Source organism: Caballeronia sp. LZ024 (genome assembly GCF_031451455.1).
Lineage (GTDB): Bacteria > Pseudomonadota > Gammaproteobacteria > Burkholderiales > Burkholderiaceae > Caballeronia > Caballeronia telluris.
This window is the reverse complement of record NZ_JARUXL010000005.1, coordinates 1-16546: the sequence shown is the minus strand read 5'-3', so window position 1 is coordinate 16546 and position 16546 is coordinate 1. Positions and strand designations below refer to the sequence as shown.

At 60.6% G+C, this 16546-nt stretch carries 12 protein-coding genes; 4 read left to right on the top strand and 8 right to left on the bottom strand.

Going from position 1 to position 16546, the window contains the following annotated elements; all coding sequences use genetic code 11:
- Nucleotides 1–183 precede the first annotated feature (183 nt).
- Genes QCE48_RS29325 through imuA form a run of 3 tightly spaced genes read right to left on the bottom strand, consistent with a single transcriptional unit; the run spans nucleotide 184 to nucleotide 5441 of the window.
- On the bottom strand, nucleotides 184–3327 hold the full coding sequence (locus QCE48_RS29325; protein WP_309788974.1) for an error-prone DNA polymerase: 3144 nt from the start codon (nucleotides 3325–3327) through the stop codon (nucleotides 184–186).
- A 4-nt stretch (nucleotides 3328–3331) separates the two neighbouring features.
- On the bottom strand, nucleotides 3332–4810 hold the full coding sequence (locus QCE48_RS29320; RefSeq protein WP_309788792.1) for a DNA polymerase Y family protein: 1479 nt from the start codon (nucleotides 4808–4810) through the stop codon (nucleotides 3332–3334).
- Nucleotides 4734–5441 carry a translesion DNA synthesis-associated protein ImuA gene (imuA, locus tag QCE48_RS29315; protein ID WP_309788791.1) on the bottom strand — a complete coding sequence of 236 codons (708 nt, stop codon included), beginning with the start codon at nucleotides 5439–5441 and terminating at the stop codon, nucleotides 4734–4736. The genes QCE48_RS29320 and imuA overlap by 77 nt, the downstream gene beginning before the upstream one ends.
- Before the next feature lie 453 nt (nucleotides 5442–5894).
- On the opposite strand from imuA, the gene QCE48_RS29310 reads away from it, so the two are divergent.
- Both QCE48_RS29310 and flhC read left to right on the top strand, forming a co-directional pair.
- Entirely contained in the window at nucleotides 5895–6194 is a 300-nt protein-coding gene (locus tag QCE48_RS29310) for a flagellar transcriptional regulator FlhD (protein ID WP_309788789.1), read from the top strand.
- Nucleotides 6195–6196: 2 nt separating this feature from the next.
- Complete coding sequence (gene flhC / locus QCE48_RS29305; protein ID WP_309788787.1) at nucleotides 6197–6778, top strand: flagellar transcriptional regulator FlhC; 582 nt, start codon at nucleotides 6197–6199, stop codon at nucleotides 6776–6778.
- 7 nt (nucleotides 6779–6785) lie between these two features.
- On the opposite strand, the gene QCE48_RS29300 is transcribed toward flhC, so the two are convergent.
- From QCE48_RS29300 to QCE48_RS29285, 4 genes are all read right to left on the bottom strand, one after another.
- The gene (locus QCE48_RS29300; RefSeq protein WP_061168037.1) at nucleotides 6786–8264 is read right to left on the bottom strand and encodes a 3'-5' exonuclease; all 1479 of its coding nucleotides are present in this window, start codon (nucleotides 8262–8264) and stop codon (nucleotides 6786–6788) included.
- A 71-nt stretch (nucleotides 8265–8335) separates the two neighbouring features.
- The gene (locus QCE48_RS29295) at nucleotides 8336–8674 is read right to left on the bottom strand and encodes a hypothetical protein (RefSeq protein WP_309788785.1); all 339 of its coding nucleotides are present in this window, start codon (nucleotides 8672–8674) and stop codon (nucleotides 8336–8338) included.
- 53 nt (nucleotides 8675–8727) lie between these two features.
- Complete coding sequence (locus QCE48_RS29290) at nucleotides 8728–9132, bottom strand: hypothetical protein (protein ID WP_309788783.1); 405 nt, start codon at nucleotides 9130–9132, stop codon at nucleotides 8728–8730.
- Nucleotides 9133–9218: 86 nt separating this feature from the next.
- Nucleotides 9219–9665, bottom strand: coding sequence for a hypothetical protein (locus QCE48_RS29285; protein ID WP_309788781.1), 447 nt, complete (start codon nucleotides 9663–9665; stop codon nucleotides 9219–9221).
- A 155-nt stretch (nucleotides 9666–9820) separates the two neighbouring features.
- Between QCE48_RS29285 and QCE48_RS29280 the strand changes: the two genes are divergently transcribed.
- Nucleotides 9821–10465: a TetR/AcrR family transcriptional regulator gene (locus QCE48_RS29280; protein WP_309788780.1), complete on the top strand. Its 645-nt coding sequence runs from the start codon at nucleotides 9821–9823 to the stop codon at nucleotides 10463–10465.
- A gap of 667 nt (nucleotides 10466–11132) precedes the next feature.
- Complete coding sequence (locus tag QCE48_RS29275) at nucleotides 11133–15287, top strand: CheR family methyltransferase (RefSeq protein WP_309788778.1); 4155 nt, start codon at nucleotides 11133–11135, stop codon at nucleotides 15285–15287.
- Between the two features lie 212 nt (nucleotides 15288–15499).
- On the opposite strand, the gene QCE48_RS29270 is transcribed toward QCE48_RS29275, so the two are convergent.
- Complete coding sequence (locus tag QCE48_RS29270; protein ID WP_309788777.1) at nucleotides 15500–16432, bottom strand: site-specific integrase; 933 nt, start codon at nucleotides 16430–16432, stop codon at nucleotides 15500–15502.
- Between the last annotated feature and the right edge of the window lie 114 nt (nucleotides 16433–16546).

The window sequence follows — 16546 nt, the reverse complement described above, 5'->3', positions numbered from 1 at the left end:
CTAGCACCGAAACTAGTCATGCGAGGCGACTCAAAAGGCGGCACCCCGAGGTACCTGGTCCTATTAATACGATTCGCCCGAGGCGTCGTAGTGATTGCATGGTGCTTTGTGCCTCGGAAGCGGTCATTGCCGTCCCCATGCTCAACGACTGAAACGGGGTCGGTTTCCGTCAGCGGTCTGACGTCAGTGAAAGTTGCGGCTCGACGTGGCCAAGTTGCCAAGGAGCGTCGTCATGTCGACGAGTCGATTCGCGACAAGGTGCTTGACCTCGCCTTCCTTCTGCCAGACGCCATAGACGCCGAGCAGCGAGGCTCCCAGCGCTTCCTTCCTGAACTTCTCGACCAACGACGGCCAGACGATAACGTTGATCTGGCCGGTCTCGTCTTCCAGGGTAATAAAGAGGACCCCGTTCGCTGTGCCCGGACGCTGACGCACGGTGACGATCCCGCACGCCTTGGCAAGCCGCCCGTTGGGATAGGTGGCGAGCTTCGAGGCCGCAAAGATCTTCTTCTCGTTGAGCCGTTCGCGCAGCAACGCGAGAGGGTGCCGGTTCAACGTCAGGCCCGTCGAGCGATAGTCGCTCACGATCTCCTGCGCCTCGTTAGGTGCGGCAAGCAGCGGCAGTTCTTCCTCGCGCGTCGTGGCGCGTAACAGGTCCTTGTCGGGCACGGCCGCGACCGCTTGCCAGAGCGCCTCGCGCCGATTGCCAGATAGCGCCGATAGGGCGTTCGCGTCCGCGAGCAACTGGAGGTCGCGACGATCGAGCTGCGCACGGTTCGCAAGGTCGTTGACCGACTCAAAAGGGCGCACCGCGCGTGCGGCCTCGATGCGAGCAGCCGATTCGTCACGCATGCCGCGAATCAGCGACAGGCCGAGCCGCACCGGCGCCATTGAGCCCTCGCCTTCCAAGAACGAATCCCAGTTGCTTATCGTGACGTCGATCGGCAACACCCGCACCTTATGGCGCTTTGCGTCCTGCACGAGTTGCGACGGTGAGTAGAAGCCCATCGGCTGACTGTTGAGCATCGCGCAGAGAAACGCCGCCGGCTCATGGCGCTTCAGCCAGCTGCTTGCATATACGAGGAGCGCGAAGCTGGCTGCGTGGCTTTCCGGAAAACCATACTCACCGAAGCCTTGGATCTGCGCGAAGATGGATTCAGCGAACTCGCGGTCGTAGCCGCGCTCGAGCATGCCGTTCACGATGCGATCGTAATAGTGCTGCAGTCCGCCTTTTCGCTTCCACGCGGCCATTGCGCGGCGGAGCTGGTCGGCCTCGCCGGCGGTGAAGCCTGCTGCGAGCATGGCAACCTGCATCACCTGCTCCTGAAAGATCGGCACGCCGAGCGTGCGAGCGAGCGCCGTTTCCATCTCGGGTGAGGGGAACGACACTGCTTCCAGTCCTTGCCGCCGGCGCAGGTACGGATGGACCATGCCGCCCTGAACCGGGCCCGGCCGCACGATCGCGACTTCAATCACGAGGTCATAGAACTGGCGCGGTTGCAGCCGCGGCAACATGCTCATCTGCGCACGTGATTCGATCTGGAACACGCCGACGGTATCGGCGCGGCAAATCATCTCGTACGTCTTCGCGTCTTCAGCCGGAATGTCCTGCAATTCAAACGGCTCGCCCCGTTGCTTGGCGATCAGGTCGAGCGTGCGCCGAATCGCCGACAGCATGCCGAGCGCGAGCACGTCGATCTTGAGCAGCCCGAGCGCTTCGAGGTCGTCCTTGTCCCACTGGATCACGCTGCGATCGACCATCGCGGCGTTCTCGATCGGCACGAGCCGCGAGAGCTTGCCGCGCGCAATGACGAAGCCGCCTGTGTGTTGCGATAGATGGCGGGGAAAGTTCAGCAATTGCGAGGCGAGGCTCGCCCACTGCTGGATGATCGGCGTCGACGTGTCGAGTCCCGATTCAACGAAGCGATTGAGTAGGTCGGCGCTCGAATCGAACCAGTGATGCGACTTCGCGACCTTGTCGACGATGATCGGATCGACGCCCAGCGCTTTTCCCGAGTCACGCAGCGCGCTCTTGGGCCGGTACGTCGTGACGGCGGCCGCGAGCGCCGCCCGCGTGCGCGTGTACTTGCGATAGATGTACTGGATGACTTCTTCGCGCCGTTGGTGCTCAAAGTCCACGTCGATGTCCGGCGGCTCGCCGCGTTCCTTCGATATAAAGCGCTCGAAGAGCATCGAGCTGCGCGCGGGATCGACTTCGGTCACGCCCAGGCAGTAGCAGACCGCAGAGTTGGCCGCCGACCCGCGACCCTGACACAGGATTCCCTCGTTGCGCGCGAAGCGAACAAGGTCATACACGGTCAGGAAGTACGGCTCGTACCGAAGCTCGGCGATGAGCGCCAGTTCGTGCTCGATCTGCGTCTGCACCTTGTGCGGGATGCCTGCCGGGAAACGGCGATGCGCGCCGATATACGTCTCCTGCCGGAGATACGCCGTCGGCGTGGTGCCTTCCGGGATCAGTTCGTCAGGGTATTCGTAACGCAGTTCGTCCAACGAGAAGGTGCAGCTGCTCGCAATCGTCAGCGTCTCGGCCAGCGCCCGCTCGGGATAGAGATTCGCAAGCCGTAGGCGGGCGCGAAGGTGTTGCTCGGCGTTCTGCGCCAGTTCGAACCCGCACTCGGCAATCGACCGGTTCAAGCGCACGGCCGTCAGCGTATCCTGCAGCGGCTTGCGGGAGCGCACGTGCATGGTGACGCCACCGGTGGCCACGATCGGGACCCCGTGCTGGTCGGCGACATACTCGACGATGCCGCGATGGATGTCGTCCATCGCGCGAGCGTGGAGCGTCAGCGCCGCCCAGCAACGGCCCTCGAACGTGCGCGCGAGCCATTCCATCTGTGCATCCAGTCGCTCCTCCTTCGCCGGGTATCCCGGCGAAAGGATGATGAGGCAGTCCGGCAGACCTTTCAGGTGTTCATACGGCGCTTCTGGCCGTGCGAGGTCGTTTGGCGTCAGCAGGTACGTGCCTTTCGACGTGCGGGTGCGCGCAAGGGTAATGAGTTCCGACAGGTTCCCATAGCCGTTGCGATTCATGGCAAGGGCCGTGAAGGCGAGGGCGGGCGTGCCGTCGGCGTTGGTCAACTGGAAGTGCGCGCCAACGATAAGCCGGATATTCGCTTCCTTGGCGGCTACGTGCGCGCGGACGATGCCGGCGAGCGAACACTCGTCGGTGATGGCAATCGCAAGGTAGCCAAGCTGCTCCGCGCGCAGAATCAATTCTTCCGAGTGCGAGGCGCCGCGCAGGAACGTGAAGTTGGAGAAGCACTGCAACTCGGCATAGCCGGGCAGCATGGAGGCGTACACGTCCATCGCGCTACCCGAACAGACCGTGCAGGAACCACCGAGGATCTTCTTCGTCGCGGCTTCCAACCCGCTCCCGGTAGATCCAGTAGCAGGTGTGGTCGTCGGCTTCGGCGACGAAGTAATCGCGTGTCAGGAGCTCGCCTCCCCACCATCCGGCTTCAACACGCTCACCGGGCGATACGGTGCGCAACGGACTGCCGTAAAACGGGCGGTGCTGGCGCGTCATTAACTGCACCGGGGTCTCAAGCAGCCACGATGGGCGCGGTTGATCGCCGGGCAGCGGACAGCCCTTGGCGTCGCTGGTCACCGGGACCCAGTTCGCTACGATCTCGGGGCGGTGATCGGCGACGGGCGCGGCGCGCAGCACGTTCTCATGACCCAGACGCGCAACGAGCAGCTCCATCAGCCGGTTATGGTCGGCGGCGCTGCCGCCCGGCTCGGGAAATAGTGTGTCGGAGGGCGGTTCGGCCGCTTCGACGTCGTTCACTTCCAGGCGCACGGCGATGACCGCGGCCGCCAATTCGACTCGACCAAGACGCTCTTTCAGCAAGCGCGTCAGATGTTCCTCGTGCCAAGTCGGTTCCGCGAGCGCCACTTCAATCGTCGTTGGCGGCAACGCCGCGCGCCCGCGCTCATGTTCAAGTTCGATCGAGAAGCGCGTGAGCGCCAGTTGCTTGCTCGCGAGCCAACCGGTCAACTGCACGATGAGCCGACGAGCGACGAACAGCACGGCTTCCGCATGCTCGACGCGATCCGGCAGTTCGATACGTGAATCGAACGACGGCGGCGTCTGGACCCATTCGTAGAGTTCCGGCGCTTCGCCGACCGCGCGATCAAGCGTATCGAGCAGCGCGGTCCCGCAGCGCTTTTTGAGACCCGCGCGTGGCAAGCGCCGCAGATCCGCGACGCTCGTGCACCCGAGGCCTTCAAACCAGTCGGCGTACCGCCGGGCTTCAAGAACAAGAAGGGCGGGCAGGCGCGGCAACTGACGCATGAGGGAGCGGATGGACAGACGCAGGCCGCCGCGATAGCGGGCCATCAGCCACGCGCTCTGGCCGGTGGGGGCAACGCTCGTCCGGACCGTGAAGCCGAATGCGGCCAGCGAGGATCGGATCGCACGTCTGAGCGCGCGCACGCCACCGAATAGCCGCAAGCTCGCCGACACGTCGACGAGCACCGTCTGCTCCTCGGCGATCACGACCTGCGGACTGAATTGCATGAGGGCTGTAGCGACGTCCGCGACCGCCTGCTGCTCTTTCAGTTCGTCCTTGTCGTGGATGCGCGCATCCGGCGCGAGCGTCAGAACGCCGCCTTTGCGCATGCCCATGCGAACGCCAGCCTCGTGCGCCGCCTGATCGAGCGCGACGACACGCTCGTGGTCGAGCACGACCAAGCCCATACCCGAGGCCGCCTCATTCGTGGACGACCAGTTCGGCTGGAAGACTTCTCGGCTGAGGTGCGGCAGATACACGCCGATCCACACTTGCATGGCGATTCAACAGGATAGGCGAATGGGTCAGTCCAACGACAAGCGGCTCATCACGCGCCGGGCCGCGCCGCTTCACGAACTCCAACGAGACGCTGTCGCGCGCCGGACGTACTGCGATGCGAAGCGGGGCAGGCGACGTATCGCTTGCGGCAGCGAGCGGCCGGACCATGAAGAACAGCGAGTCGCTCGTCTGCGCGGCGAGGTGCAGGCGGCGCAGCGCTTCCGGTCGCACATGGGTCTGCCAAAAGAGCAGCGCGCCAAACGTACCGGCACGAAGGATCTGCTCACCGGCCCACAGCGCGTCAGCCGTCTTGCTGGCGCGGACGACGTTAATCGAGGTTTCAGGCAGGCCCCAGTACGCCGCCGCTTCGGGCTGGAAGCGGTGCGGCGGCTGCAGCAGCGCCATGCGCCGCTGCGCGACCGACCTAAGCGCGGGCAGCAACAACCGCAATTCGCCGACGCCCGGCTGCTGCACCAAGAGCTCGGTCAGCGCGCTTTTTGGCCAACCGCCGCCCGGCAGTTCGGCTGCGAGAGGCTCGAACCCACACGGCACGACGTTCACGCGAGCGGAGCCCAGCTGCGAACCCCGCCAAATCGATGGATGAATGTCTTCGAGGGCTAACGCTCCCATGTCGGACCTCGTACTGTATGTTTGTACAGTAGTCTACACCATGAGGGGTTCGAATGATCTCGGCCTTCCTAGCGGTGAGCGGGCTCAAATGGCCGACAGCCAGTAACTCTGTCGTTTTCTCGCATCAGTCGGGTAATGCCTCATCGAGTAGAACTTACCGATTTAAGCGTTCCGGCATTCGATGCGTTTGGAGAACAAACAGAGCAAATCCCGCACCGGTCAGCAATGAAAACGAGGCTTGATGTCGATACCACAAGTCGTTTGTCGGAAAACCAGCGAATAAAAGAAGAATATCCTTCCTTAGTAAACGATTGCGCGAGCCATTTTTCCTGTAGCAAACGATTACCGGGTGTAACGAAATGTTGCAAAGCGGCCGGTGTAGTCAGACAATTCGCTCGCGCCCTGACGAAAGGCGCAACGAGCAAACTGAATCCACTTATTTGGTCCGCCGCCATGATCCATGCTTCTTCCGACCTCGGCTCCATCCGCGACTTGAACATGTCGTACCTCATGCTCGCGCGACGCGTCCTGGCGTCGGATCGCGAGGCTGCACAGTCACATTTGGGTCTATCGGCGGAAATGGCGGATACGCTAATGAAGCTCTCGCCGGTGCAAACCGAGAAGCTGGCATCGTCGTCGCAGGTGCTGTGCTTCTTCCGGATGCGCGCAGATGCGATCCTGGCTGGCCTCGCCGGTCGTGGCAACAAAGCGACGGTCTCGGCCGTAACCAACGACGCTTTGCTGACGGCCTGATCATGACCACGACCACCGCCTCGAAAAGCCTCGCTGACGAAGCTGCACAGGTCATGCGCGCGATCACGCTCATTAAACTGGGCGCTCGCATTCAGGTGCTGGAGTCGGAGATTCCGAAGCTGTCGCGTGAGCGACTGATTCGCCTGTACCGGGAAGTGAAGGGCGCATCGCCGCCCAAGGGCATGCTACCGTTCTCGGAGGACTGGTATCTGACGTGGGCGCCGAACATCCATACGTCGCTGTTTGCTAATGTCCACGCCTTCCTCGAAGCAAACAGCGAAGGGCTGGATCGGGTCGACCTGCTATCGCGCGCCTACGTGCTCTATGCGGAGCACTTCGAGATGAACGGCGAGGCCTTGCAGATGGACCTGACGCGCGCCTGGACGTTTATCCGCTTCAAGGACGCCGGGATCCTTCGTCTTGCGGGCTGCACGCGCTGCCACGGCAAGTTCGTCGCGCACGCTCACGAGCCGTCGCATTCGATGGTCTGCGGTATTTGCCAGCCGCCGTCCCGCGCAGGTAAGACCAAGGCGGCCGCCAAAGCAGCGCTCGAGCGCAGTGTGGCATTGGCACAGGCGGCCTGACCGCCGCTTATCCGCGTGCCGCCTTTGGCACGTTAAAGAGCCGCAGCAACTCATCGCGCACATCCGAGATGTCGAGCACGTGCTGAGCGCGCGTGAGCGCCACGTACAGCAGCCGCATCTCGTCTTCATCTAACGTCAGCCGACCGTCGACCATCTTGAAGCGGAAGTCATTGACGATCCGCACGCGCTTCCATTCGAGTCCCTTCGCCCGGTGGATGGTCGAAATGACGTAGTCGGCTTGGCCCTCGGGCGTCTGACGCTGAGCGAGCGCCCGCAAGTAGTCGGTGCCGCGATCGTCGACGATCTCGACCACCGGCAGCAGGTCGCGGCCAACTGCGCTGCGCGCGAAGGCTTGCGCTTCTTTCCAGTTTTCGAACAGCGACAGCGCGGTTGGTCGGAAAGCCCGCCTTCCGTTGCGCAACTGATCCGCGCCGTCCGCAAAGGCGATGATCTCGCTGGGGTTCATGCGAAGCGCTGGTCGATGGCCCATTTCTAAGCCCGCCGCGAACTGCCAGATCGCAGTGGCGTTCTTGCGGCACAGCACCGCGTCCACGGACGGCTGCACTGAGGGATCTTCGACCATGATCGAGCCGATGCTTGGCTGGCCTCGGATCGGCGTCGCCTCTCCAAGCAATGCGAGCACGCAGCTCGCCAGTCCAGCGAAGGTCGGCCCGAACCGGAAGGATTCAGTCAGCGGCCGCTCGGGCGCATCGATCTGCGCCATCGCGTTGACCGCACCGCGCCATTCGTAGATTTGCTGATAGGCGTCTCCCACGTAGATCGTCTGCGCGTGCTTTTGCCGGGCGAGAACGGACAGCATGATGCCGTCGCTGTCCTGCGCCTCGTCGAACAAGATGAAGTCGGCGTTAATACGCGGATTCGATTGCGCCCATACTTTCAAGTACACGTCCGGCTGTATCGCCTTAAGCCCGCGCGGGTTCACGCTTTCCGCCCACAGACGCGCAATGCTGGGCGCGAGCTGCTCGCGCAGCCAGTCGGCGGCATCATCGCGAATCTTTTCGTCGACCGGGATGTGGAACGGCTGCGGCGTGTCGTCGGCGGACCGGCAGAAGCGGCCGAGACCGTCTGCGATCATCCGGCCGATCTCGAAGGGCGCGACCTCCGCGTTCTTCCCTGTGATAGTCGGCACTTCGATGGGGCCGAAGCCATATCGGGCGGCCAATTCGTGGGGTGGCTCGGACGGGAAATTGATGCGCGCGGTAAGCCATGCGGGGGTGCTAGCGTAAGCCAGGGAATGGACGGTGCGGGCTGAGACGTTGGCCGGAAAGCCGCGTCGCGCCGAGTCCGCAATCTCCTTATTGAACGCAAGATAGCTACCGCGCTGGCCAGTGAGCTGCTGAGCGACGAGCCGAAGCGTCGAAGTCTTGCCTGCGCCCGCATACGCTTTGACTTTCAGATCGCCGCCGCCTTTCGCGGCTTCGACGACGGCTTCCTGTTCTGCCGTCGGTTTATATGCATTGGCCACCGATCGCCCTTCAACGAAAAGAAGCAGTGTGCCGCAAGTCGGACTGACGGGCAGCGCAGTGGTCGCGGCGGCTACTTCCGTCCGTCCGCGACGAAGCGGGGTGGAAAGACAAGACGGCCCAAGTCATCGCGCTGTAGCGGAACGTCAGGATTGTCCAGCATATTTTCGACGTCCTCCACCTCTGGCAACGGCGGCCACGGCCAAGCTTTAGTCGCCCATGCGGGAATCTCGGCCTGACGAACGAAGCCGAACTCCTCTGGCTCGTCCCATATCGAATCGAATGTCTCGTTGAGGATTTGCTGCATATAGGCGACGTCCTCAAGACGCATCGACCACCAGCGACGGCGAATGCGGTCTTCGCCGGCGATCACAGTGCGCGACTCCAGATCGAGCACGAACCGGTGCTTCATGTAAGGGTCGCTGCTCCACAGGGAGTCCCATTCGCCGACCGCATATCGGTGCATCATTCTTCCCAGAGGTGTCCCCATTGGTGTCGTTCCGGCGCCTCAACGGCTAGCGCCATGATCTTACCCAGACCGAACAGTGGGTTCTTTCGCTTCACAGCGACGAACCCGTCAACCAGTGACGGTGTCGCCCTCAGCAGGCACATCGCCTTGAGCTCGTGATAGTCAAACAGCCTACTCATCATCGGGCGATTCGCGACCAACCCACTGATCTCGTGGCTCAACACGGCTTCGCGAACGCCCGGCAAATTGTGCTTCGCCACTGCGTCGGCCAACACCGCTCGACGCGCAGTTTTGCGGTCGCCGTCGGTCGAAAATTCCTTGGAATCGATCTGCAGCAGCGCGAGGTTGATTTCGTCACCGGCAGCGATAAATTCCGACAGCACAGGTGGTTCGTAGGCCATTAGGGGTCGAGCGTCATATAAGTGAATCTGATTAGCGGCTCGAATCAGCCATTCTTAAGAGTTCGCCTACTAGGGCACGTCTTTAATCAGTCGCGCAACAGTTCCGTGAGCCACGCCTCAGCGGGGCGCCCGGCATCGACGTCCACGAATAGCGCAACGCGGCCGCCTACGATGTCGCGTGACCGCAGCTCGGCAGCATCCAGCCACGGCTGGATGTTTGTTCGCCGGGCCGGGATGTCTGCTGCGTTGAAATCCAGCGGATATTCGATAGACGACTGGTCGGACTCAACCACAAGGCGCATGGAATCGACGCGTACGCCGCGAAGCTCCGTGTTCACGATCCGATTAACGACGACGTCGAATTCACGCTCGCTGCCGAACTGATAGCGGGCTGCTCGATCCTCGCGACGCAGATGGATGACGGCGGAAACGCGCAGGTTCATTTCAATGAGAACGAGACGATAGCGGGCGACACGCGCCTCCCGATCGGCGCTAGGGAAGACGGCATCTTTGAAGTCGCCTTTGTAGGTCATGCAGGCTCCGGTGTACATCCACGACCCCACGTCATGGTGCACACGAGCCTACGTATCGGTTCGCGAAGTCAAGTCACGGGGGCAGAGCGACGAGCAAAGCAGCGATAATGAAAGCTGCGATAGCTCAGCACCCCTCGCACGGAACCCAACGAGATATGACAGAGACCGACCTGAAGATTGTGAAGCGCGACCCCGAAGGCACGCGGCGCCGGATCCTCGAGGCGGCGAGCGAGCAATTCGCCACGCTCGGCCTTGCCGGCGCACGCGTAGATGCGATAGCAAAGGCTGCAGCGACGAACGAGCGCATGCTGTACTACTACTTCGGCAGTAAAGAGCAGCTCTATATCGCCGTGCTGGAGTCCATGTACGCGGAGTTTGCCGAGAAGGAAAGCCACCTCGACCTTTCTGGACTTGAACCGCGCGGCGCGATCGCAGCTCTTGCGAAATCGATCTGGGCTCACCTTTGGGACAGCCCCCGTTGGCTGGGACTGATCAACGGTGAAAATTTGCATCAAGGTCGATACCTGCAGACTTCGGAAAAGCTGCGCGCGACGATCTCACCGGTAATCGACCTCATCAGGACGGTCCTCGAACGCGGGGCGGCGACGGGGCAGATTCGCAGCGGCGTCGATCCGCTCGACTTCTACGTGACGCTCGTTGGAATGGGCTACTACATTGCCTCGAACCGATTCACGATCAGCGCATTCACCGGCCGCGACTACGCGCGCCAGCCCGATCGAGAAAACATCTGCGAGATGCACCTGGTCATGCTGGATGCGTATTTGCGTCCGGCGCCGTAGCTCAGCAATCCAGGGCAGTGCCCAACCTAATTATCCGCAATCGACCCTCAACGGTCGGTCGTCACCGAGCGCTTGCTATGGCCGCTTGCAAAGTACAACAGCCGCTCGCTTCGCTGTTCCGGTGGGTCAATCGGCCTTTGCGGAAATTGAAGCCTGTTGCGTTCTACATCGGTAGCCTTGCGGATTTATTGATGTTGGCGCGATCGAGTCGGTGGAAGCAGCTTCCTGCATTGGCCAACTCGCTTCAACCCGTTGCCGTCATCCGCGCCACCCGATTTAGGCGCCGGAAGCGTGCAAGCTGTCGGCCAGCGGTGCGGCGCGGACACTCTGCCGGCGATCTCGGTCTTCATTGGAAAGTCATCTGAAACCTGCGCTGTCGACCCTCGAAATCCCGGCGACCCAACTGCGCGGCATATTTATGTGTAACGTAGACCCGCCAGTCTGGGGCGACAGGGCTTGCGATGGACTCGCGCGGGCCGGCACTATTTGCGCGACCGTCGCCTGTCAGCTTGCGTGCGATGGAAGTTTTTCCCGAAAATTCTCTGATCGGTTCGGCAATCTTTTGTTAAGACAACGTCCGTGACGCTCGTGGTGTACGCTAGATGAATCAGTCGTCACGCATTCAAATCAAAACTGCCAACAAGCGTGGTAATCAACATCGCCCGTCATGACAAGCAATAAAGCGCCTGAGCCTTCAGTTGATCCGCCCGACGTGACTCGTTCTGTCATGCCGTCGCTGGAGTTTCCGATCGTCGGCATCGGGGCATCGGCCGGCGGGATTCAAGCGCTGACGCGCCTCTTTGAGCACATGCCAAACGACGCGGGCATGGCGTTTGTGATCGTACTTCATCTGTCGCCCAAGCATGAAAGCCAGGCCGACGCCGTGCTCCAGCGACTCACTAAAATGCCGGTCGTACAAGTCTTGCAAGCGACTCAGATCGAAAAGAATCATGTCTATCTCATTTCGCCGGCCAACGACCTGTCGATGAATGATGGCTATCTGAGCGTGACGCCGTCGAATCGCGAACCAGGACGACCGGTGGCGATCGACCTGTTTTTTCGCAGCCTCGCCGAAGGACACCGCACCCGCTCGATCAGCGTGGTTTTGTCGGGCTTTGGCAGCGACGGTACGATCGGAATAGGTCGAATCAAGGAGCATGGCGGTGTCACGATCGCGCAAAGTCCCGAGGATGCCGAATGCGATGAGATGCCCCGCAATGCCATCGCGACGGGCTTGGTCGACATTGCGCTGCCGGTCGCTGAGATCCCGCAGAAACTTATCGAACTGCGCGACAACGCGCGAGCGATTCAGTTGCCTCCCGCCGGCGACGATCAGCGTCTCATAGCAACATCGGCAGGTAGCAGTGCAGCGCCGGATTCGGCGTCGCTCGCGGAAGACGCACTGCAGAAAATCCTTTCTACGCTGCGCGCCCGCACCGCGCATGACTTCCGGCACTACAAGCGCTCGACGGTTCTGCGACGCGTTGAACGCCGACTGCAAGTCAACGCGCTTCGAGACTTACCCTCGTATCAGCGGTTTCTCGACACTCACCCGGAGGAGCCCGCGGCATTGCTTAAGGACATGTTGATCGGCGTGACGAATTTTTTTCGCGATCGGGACGCTTTTGAAGCCCTTGAGCGCGAAATCGTGCCGCGCATCTGCGAAGACAAGTCCGATGACGACCCCATCCGCGTCTGGACCGCGGGCTGCTCGACCGGAGAAGAAGCGTATTCGGTCGCGATGCTGCTTAACGAATGTGTTGCGGAAGCCAATAAAGGCTGTGCGATTCAAGTGTTCGCCACAGACATCGATGAGAGCGCTATCGAGACGGCGCGCACGGGCAACTATCCATCGCCCATTGTGACCGACGTTCCGCCTGCCCGGCTTCGAAAGTTTTTTACGCTCACGCACGGGCGCTACCTCATCAACAAATCCTTACGGGAACAGGTTCTGTTTGCCGCGCACAACCTCCTGCGCGATCCGCCCTTCTCCAAGCTCGACCTGGTGTCATGCCGCAACCTCCTGATCTATCTGGACCGTACGGTACAGCGACAGGTCTTGCAGACGTTTCACTTCGCGCTTCGACCAGGCGCCTATCTTTTCTTGGGTAGTTCCGAGTCGGCTGACATTGCCGATGACCTCTTCGCCGCAATCGACAAGAAGAACCGGATTTACCGAGCGAAGAAGTCGGCGAGCGCGCGAACTGCGCCGACGTTACCGTTCGTCGGCCCACTGGCGCAGCCGACTCACTTCAGTGCAATAAAGCCAGCGATTGATCGCACGGACTCTTCATTCGCAGCCCTGCACCGAAGCGCGATGGAGCATTATGCGCCGCCAAGCGTACTGATCGATCGGGATGGGGAAATCCTGCATATGTCAGAGGATGTCGGTCGGTTCCTCCGATACGTCGGTGGTGAACCGTCTCACAATCTGCTCACCCTGATCAACCCCGAGCTGAGGCTGGAGCTTCAAACTGCGCTCTTTCAGGCGCTGCGACATGGCAAAAGCGTCGATGCAGAACGCGTGAGGTTCGCGCGGGGTACCGCTCTTTCCTACGTCAATATGACTGTGCGCCCGTTCTACGATGCGGCCGGTGGAGACGCCCTTGCAGTGTTCTTCGATGAGGCGGAGGAGACCACGTTGCCCGAAGCGACCGAAGTCGCTCCGACTGACGAGAGTCCTGTCGTCGCACACCTCGAGGCCGAAGTACGGCGATTAAAGGAGCTTTTGCAATCGACCGTCGAGCATTCTAGCGTCTCAAGCGAGGAGCTAAAGGCGTCCAACGAAGAGTTGCAGGCAATCAACGAAGAAATGCGGTCAGCGTCCGAGGAGCTCGAAACCAGCAAGGAAGAACTGCAGTCGGTCAACGAAGAGATCCTGACGGTCAATGGTGCGTTGCAGGCGAAGGTAGAAGAGACCGCGAAAGCCAACGATGACCTTCAAAACTTGATTGCCTCTACCGGCATCTCGACTATCTTTGTCGACCGTTCGATGCGCATCAAACGCTATACGCCCGCAGCCGTGGGACTGTTCAATTTAATAGTGACGGATATCGGTCGCCCCTTGCTCGATTTGACGCATCGCCTGCATTATCCGCAACTCGCCGCAGATGTAAGAAGCGCATTCGAGGACCTGAAGACGGCGGAGCGGGAAGTCAGCACTTTGGACGGCGATTGGTTCCTCGCTCGCGTGCTGCCATACCGAACCGTGGACGATCGCATCGACGGTGCTGTGCTCACCCTGATCGACATCACGCAAAGACGCCGGGCCGAGGCAGCGGCCCGATCGAGCGAAGAACGTCTGAAGCTCGCTGCCTTGACCACCGACGACTATGCAATCATTGTGCAAGATTTGGACGGCACGATCCTCAGTTGGAATCGAGGAGCGCACCGAATGTTTGGCTTTGAAGAACATGAGGTCGTGGGCAAGCCAATCGACCTCATATTCGTCCCGGAAGACCGGCCGGGCGCAGCGCTCGCGGAAAGAGAAACAGCCAAGAAGGAAGGTCGTGCCGAGGACGAACGTTGGCACCTCAGAAAGGACGGCACAAAGATCTATTGCAGCGGTGTCATGACATCGATCGACACGGTCGGCTTCAAGGGTCTTGCGAAAATAGCGCGCGATTTAACCGACCGCAAGAGCGTGGAGAGCCAGCAGCAACTGCAGTTGGCGCTCGAGCGAGCCATTCGTGCCCAAGCCGAAACGGTGAACCGCCAAAAAGATGAATTTTTTGCGGTACTGTCGCACGAGCTGAAGAATCCGCTTAACTTAATTCACGTCAAGGCTGAGTTACTGAGCCGCTCGCCCCAGGTGAAAGATATTGCGCTGGTTCAGGATGCGGCGGACGCGATTCAACGCTCGGTACTTGGGCAATCCAAGATTATTGACGACCTGTTGGATCTATCACGGGTGCGCACTGGCAAGTTGGCGTTGCATTTCTCGCCGGTCAATCTTGCATCTGTTCTTCGAGCGATCGTCGAGGCGAGTGACGCGGAAGCCGCGAACAAAGAAATTCGAATGTTAGTGTCAGGCGTTGACGCGCCGTTGACGATTCAGGCCGATCCGGTACGCCTGGAGCAGATGATTTGGAACGTGGTGCGCAATGCCTTGAAGTTCACGCCGCACGGCGGACGCGTGAATCTGTCGCTTAAGCGCGATGATCGATACGTCTGCGTCGAGGTGTGCGATACGGGACAAGGCATCGCGCCCGATTTTCTGCCCAAAGTTTTCGACATGTTTAGCCAAGCGGACGGCGGCGGCCGACTTGATCGCGGCGGCCTAGGCATCGGCTTGTCGCTCACCAAGCAACTGGCTGAAATGCACGGCGGACGCATTGAGGGTACCTCGGCTGGATTGGGACAAGGATCCTGTTTCCGCCTTTGGCTGCCACATCTTCCTCCATCTTCATCTGTATTGCCCGCGGGCAAAACCGCTGATCCCAGCATTCTGAAGGGGCTGCGCGTACTTCTTGTCGACGATTCGCTGGAGGGCCTCGAAGGCTTCCGGACTTTGCTTGAATTAGAAGGGGCGCAGGTCAGAGCGGAATCGACTCCCGAAGCAGCTCTCAAGGTCGCGAGCGAAAGCGAATTCGATCTCATTCTGTCGGATATCGGCATGCCGACAATGAGCGGCTATGAACTGATTGCGAAGTTGCGTGAGCTGCCGGCATGTAGGGCGGTTCCAGCGATCGCTTTAACCGGTTTCGGACGCGAGCAGGACGCTGCCGAGGCACTGCGTGCAGGGTTCGATGCGCATTTGGGTAAGCCCGTGTCGCTGAACGCGCTACTCGTGGCTATCGGCGGAAACTTGAGAAAAAAGTAGCGGCTATTGAGTCGATGCACGAAGCGCTTTCTAAAGTCGATGTAGCACAAAACAGCCTCAAAAGTGCCTAGTTTCGGCGCGGAGGTTCATTCTTAGCAGACCATTGCCGCTCAATTGCTGGTCCGCTTTCAAAATCAAGCCGCCGTTCAAACGTCAACCCAAAAGCACGGACGAAGGGCCGGAATTGGCCGAAGCCGGCCGCACGGGCGCCATTAAACTTGTGCGTCCGATATCTCCTTTTCATCAACTGTTTGACGCAGACGCGTAGCGGTGCGGTGGCTCGACAAGCCCATCAGGTTGCTTACCTGCTCGTTGGTCTTGCCTTCAATGATCTCGCGACGCCCGAACGTATTGCGCAGCAAGCGGGGACTCTCGTCGGCAGCGGACAAGCCCGCGCGTCGTAGAGATGCTCGAACGCATTTCACCAACGTATCCGGCTGCATCGGTTTTCCCCCTGCGGTTGCAATGAACAGCCATTGCGTCGCGCACTGGATGCGCCGGCGCGCGTCCTGATAGCTGCGCAGAACATCGGCCGCGAAGGCGTCAATCGGCACGCGGCGGGCAATGCGCGGTCCATGTTTCTCGACCAAAACGCTAGGGCGCTCGCCATGCATGTCGAGGTCGTCAACTCGCAGTTGCCTGATTTCGGCCGCCGTGACTCCTGACGCGAGAATCAGCGCAACGATCGCCGTGTTCCGCAGTTCCTTAAACCCTCCGCCTTCCGTGACAACGCAGACCGCCTGTAGCCGCGTGTCGTCTTCGGAAGATAGATAGATGGGCGTCGGTTCGTCCTCTGGCCAGATCACATTGACTAGCATCTGCGCGGCCGGATTGTCGGCACGCAGTTCGATGTTGACAAGGTGCCGCGTGAACCGGTCCACCAGCTTCAAATAGCGAAGGCGGGTGGTCGTGCCGGGAGCGCAGTCCTGCGCAAGGTCGGTGAAAAAGCGATCGAGGTGATCCGCTCCGAAGCTGGCCACAGTTGCGCCATGGGCGACAAGATATTGATTGAACCGCGAGAACATCGAACGGTGCTGAACGATCGACTGGTCGGCGAACGCGCGGCGATCGGCACCGGTAGCTTCCTCCCGTTGCCATTGCGCATAAGCGTCTTCCGGTGCGGTAAGCCAAAGATCGTCAGACATAGAAGTCGATATACTGTAAGCGCGCGATTTCGCACACCTAGCTTGCGTTGTTAAGAAGGCTCACGATTGCGTCCGCAACCTCACTTTGCGGACGCAATCCATGACAGAAGATGA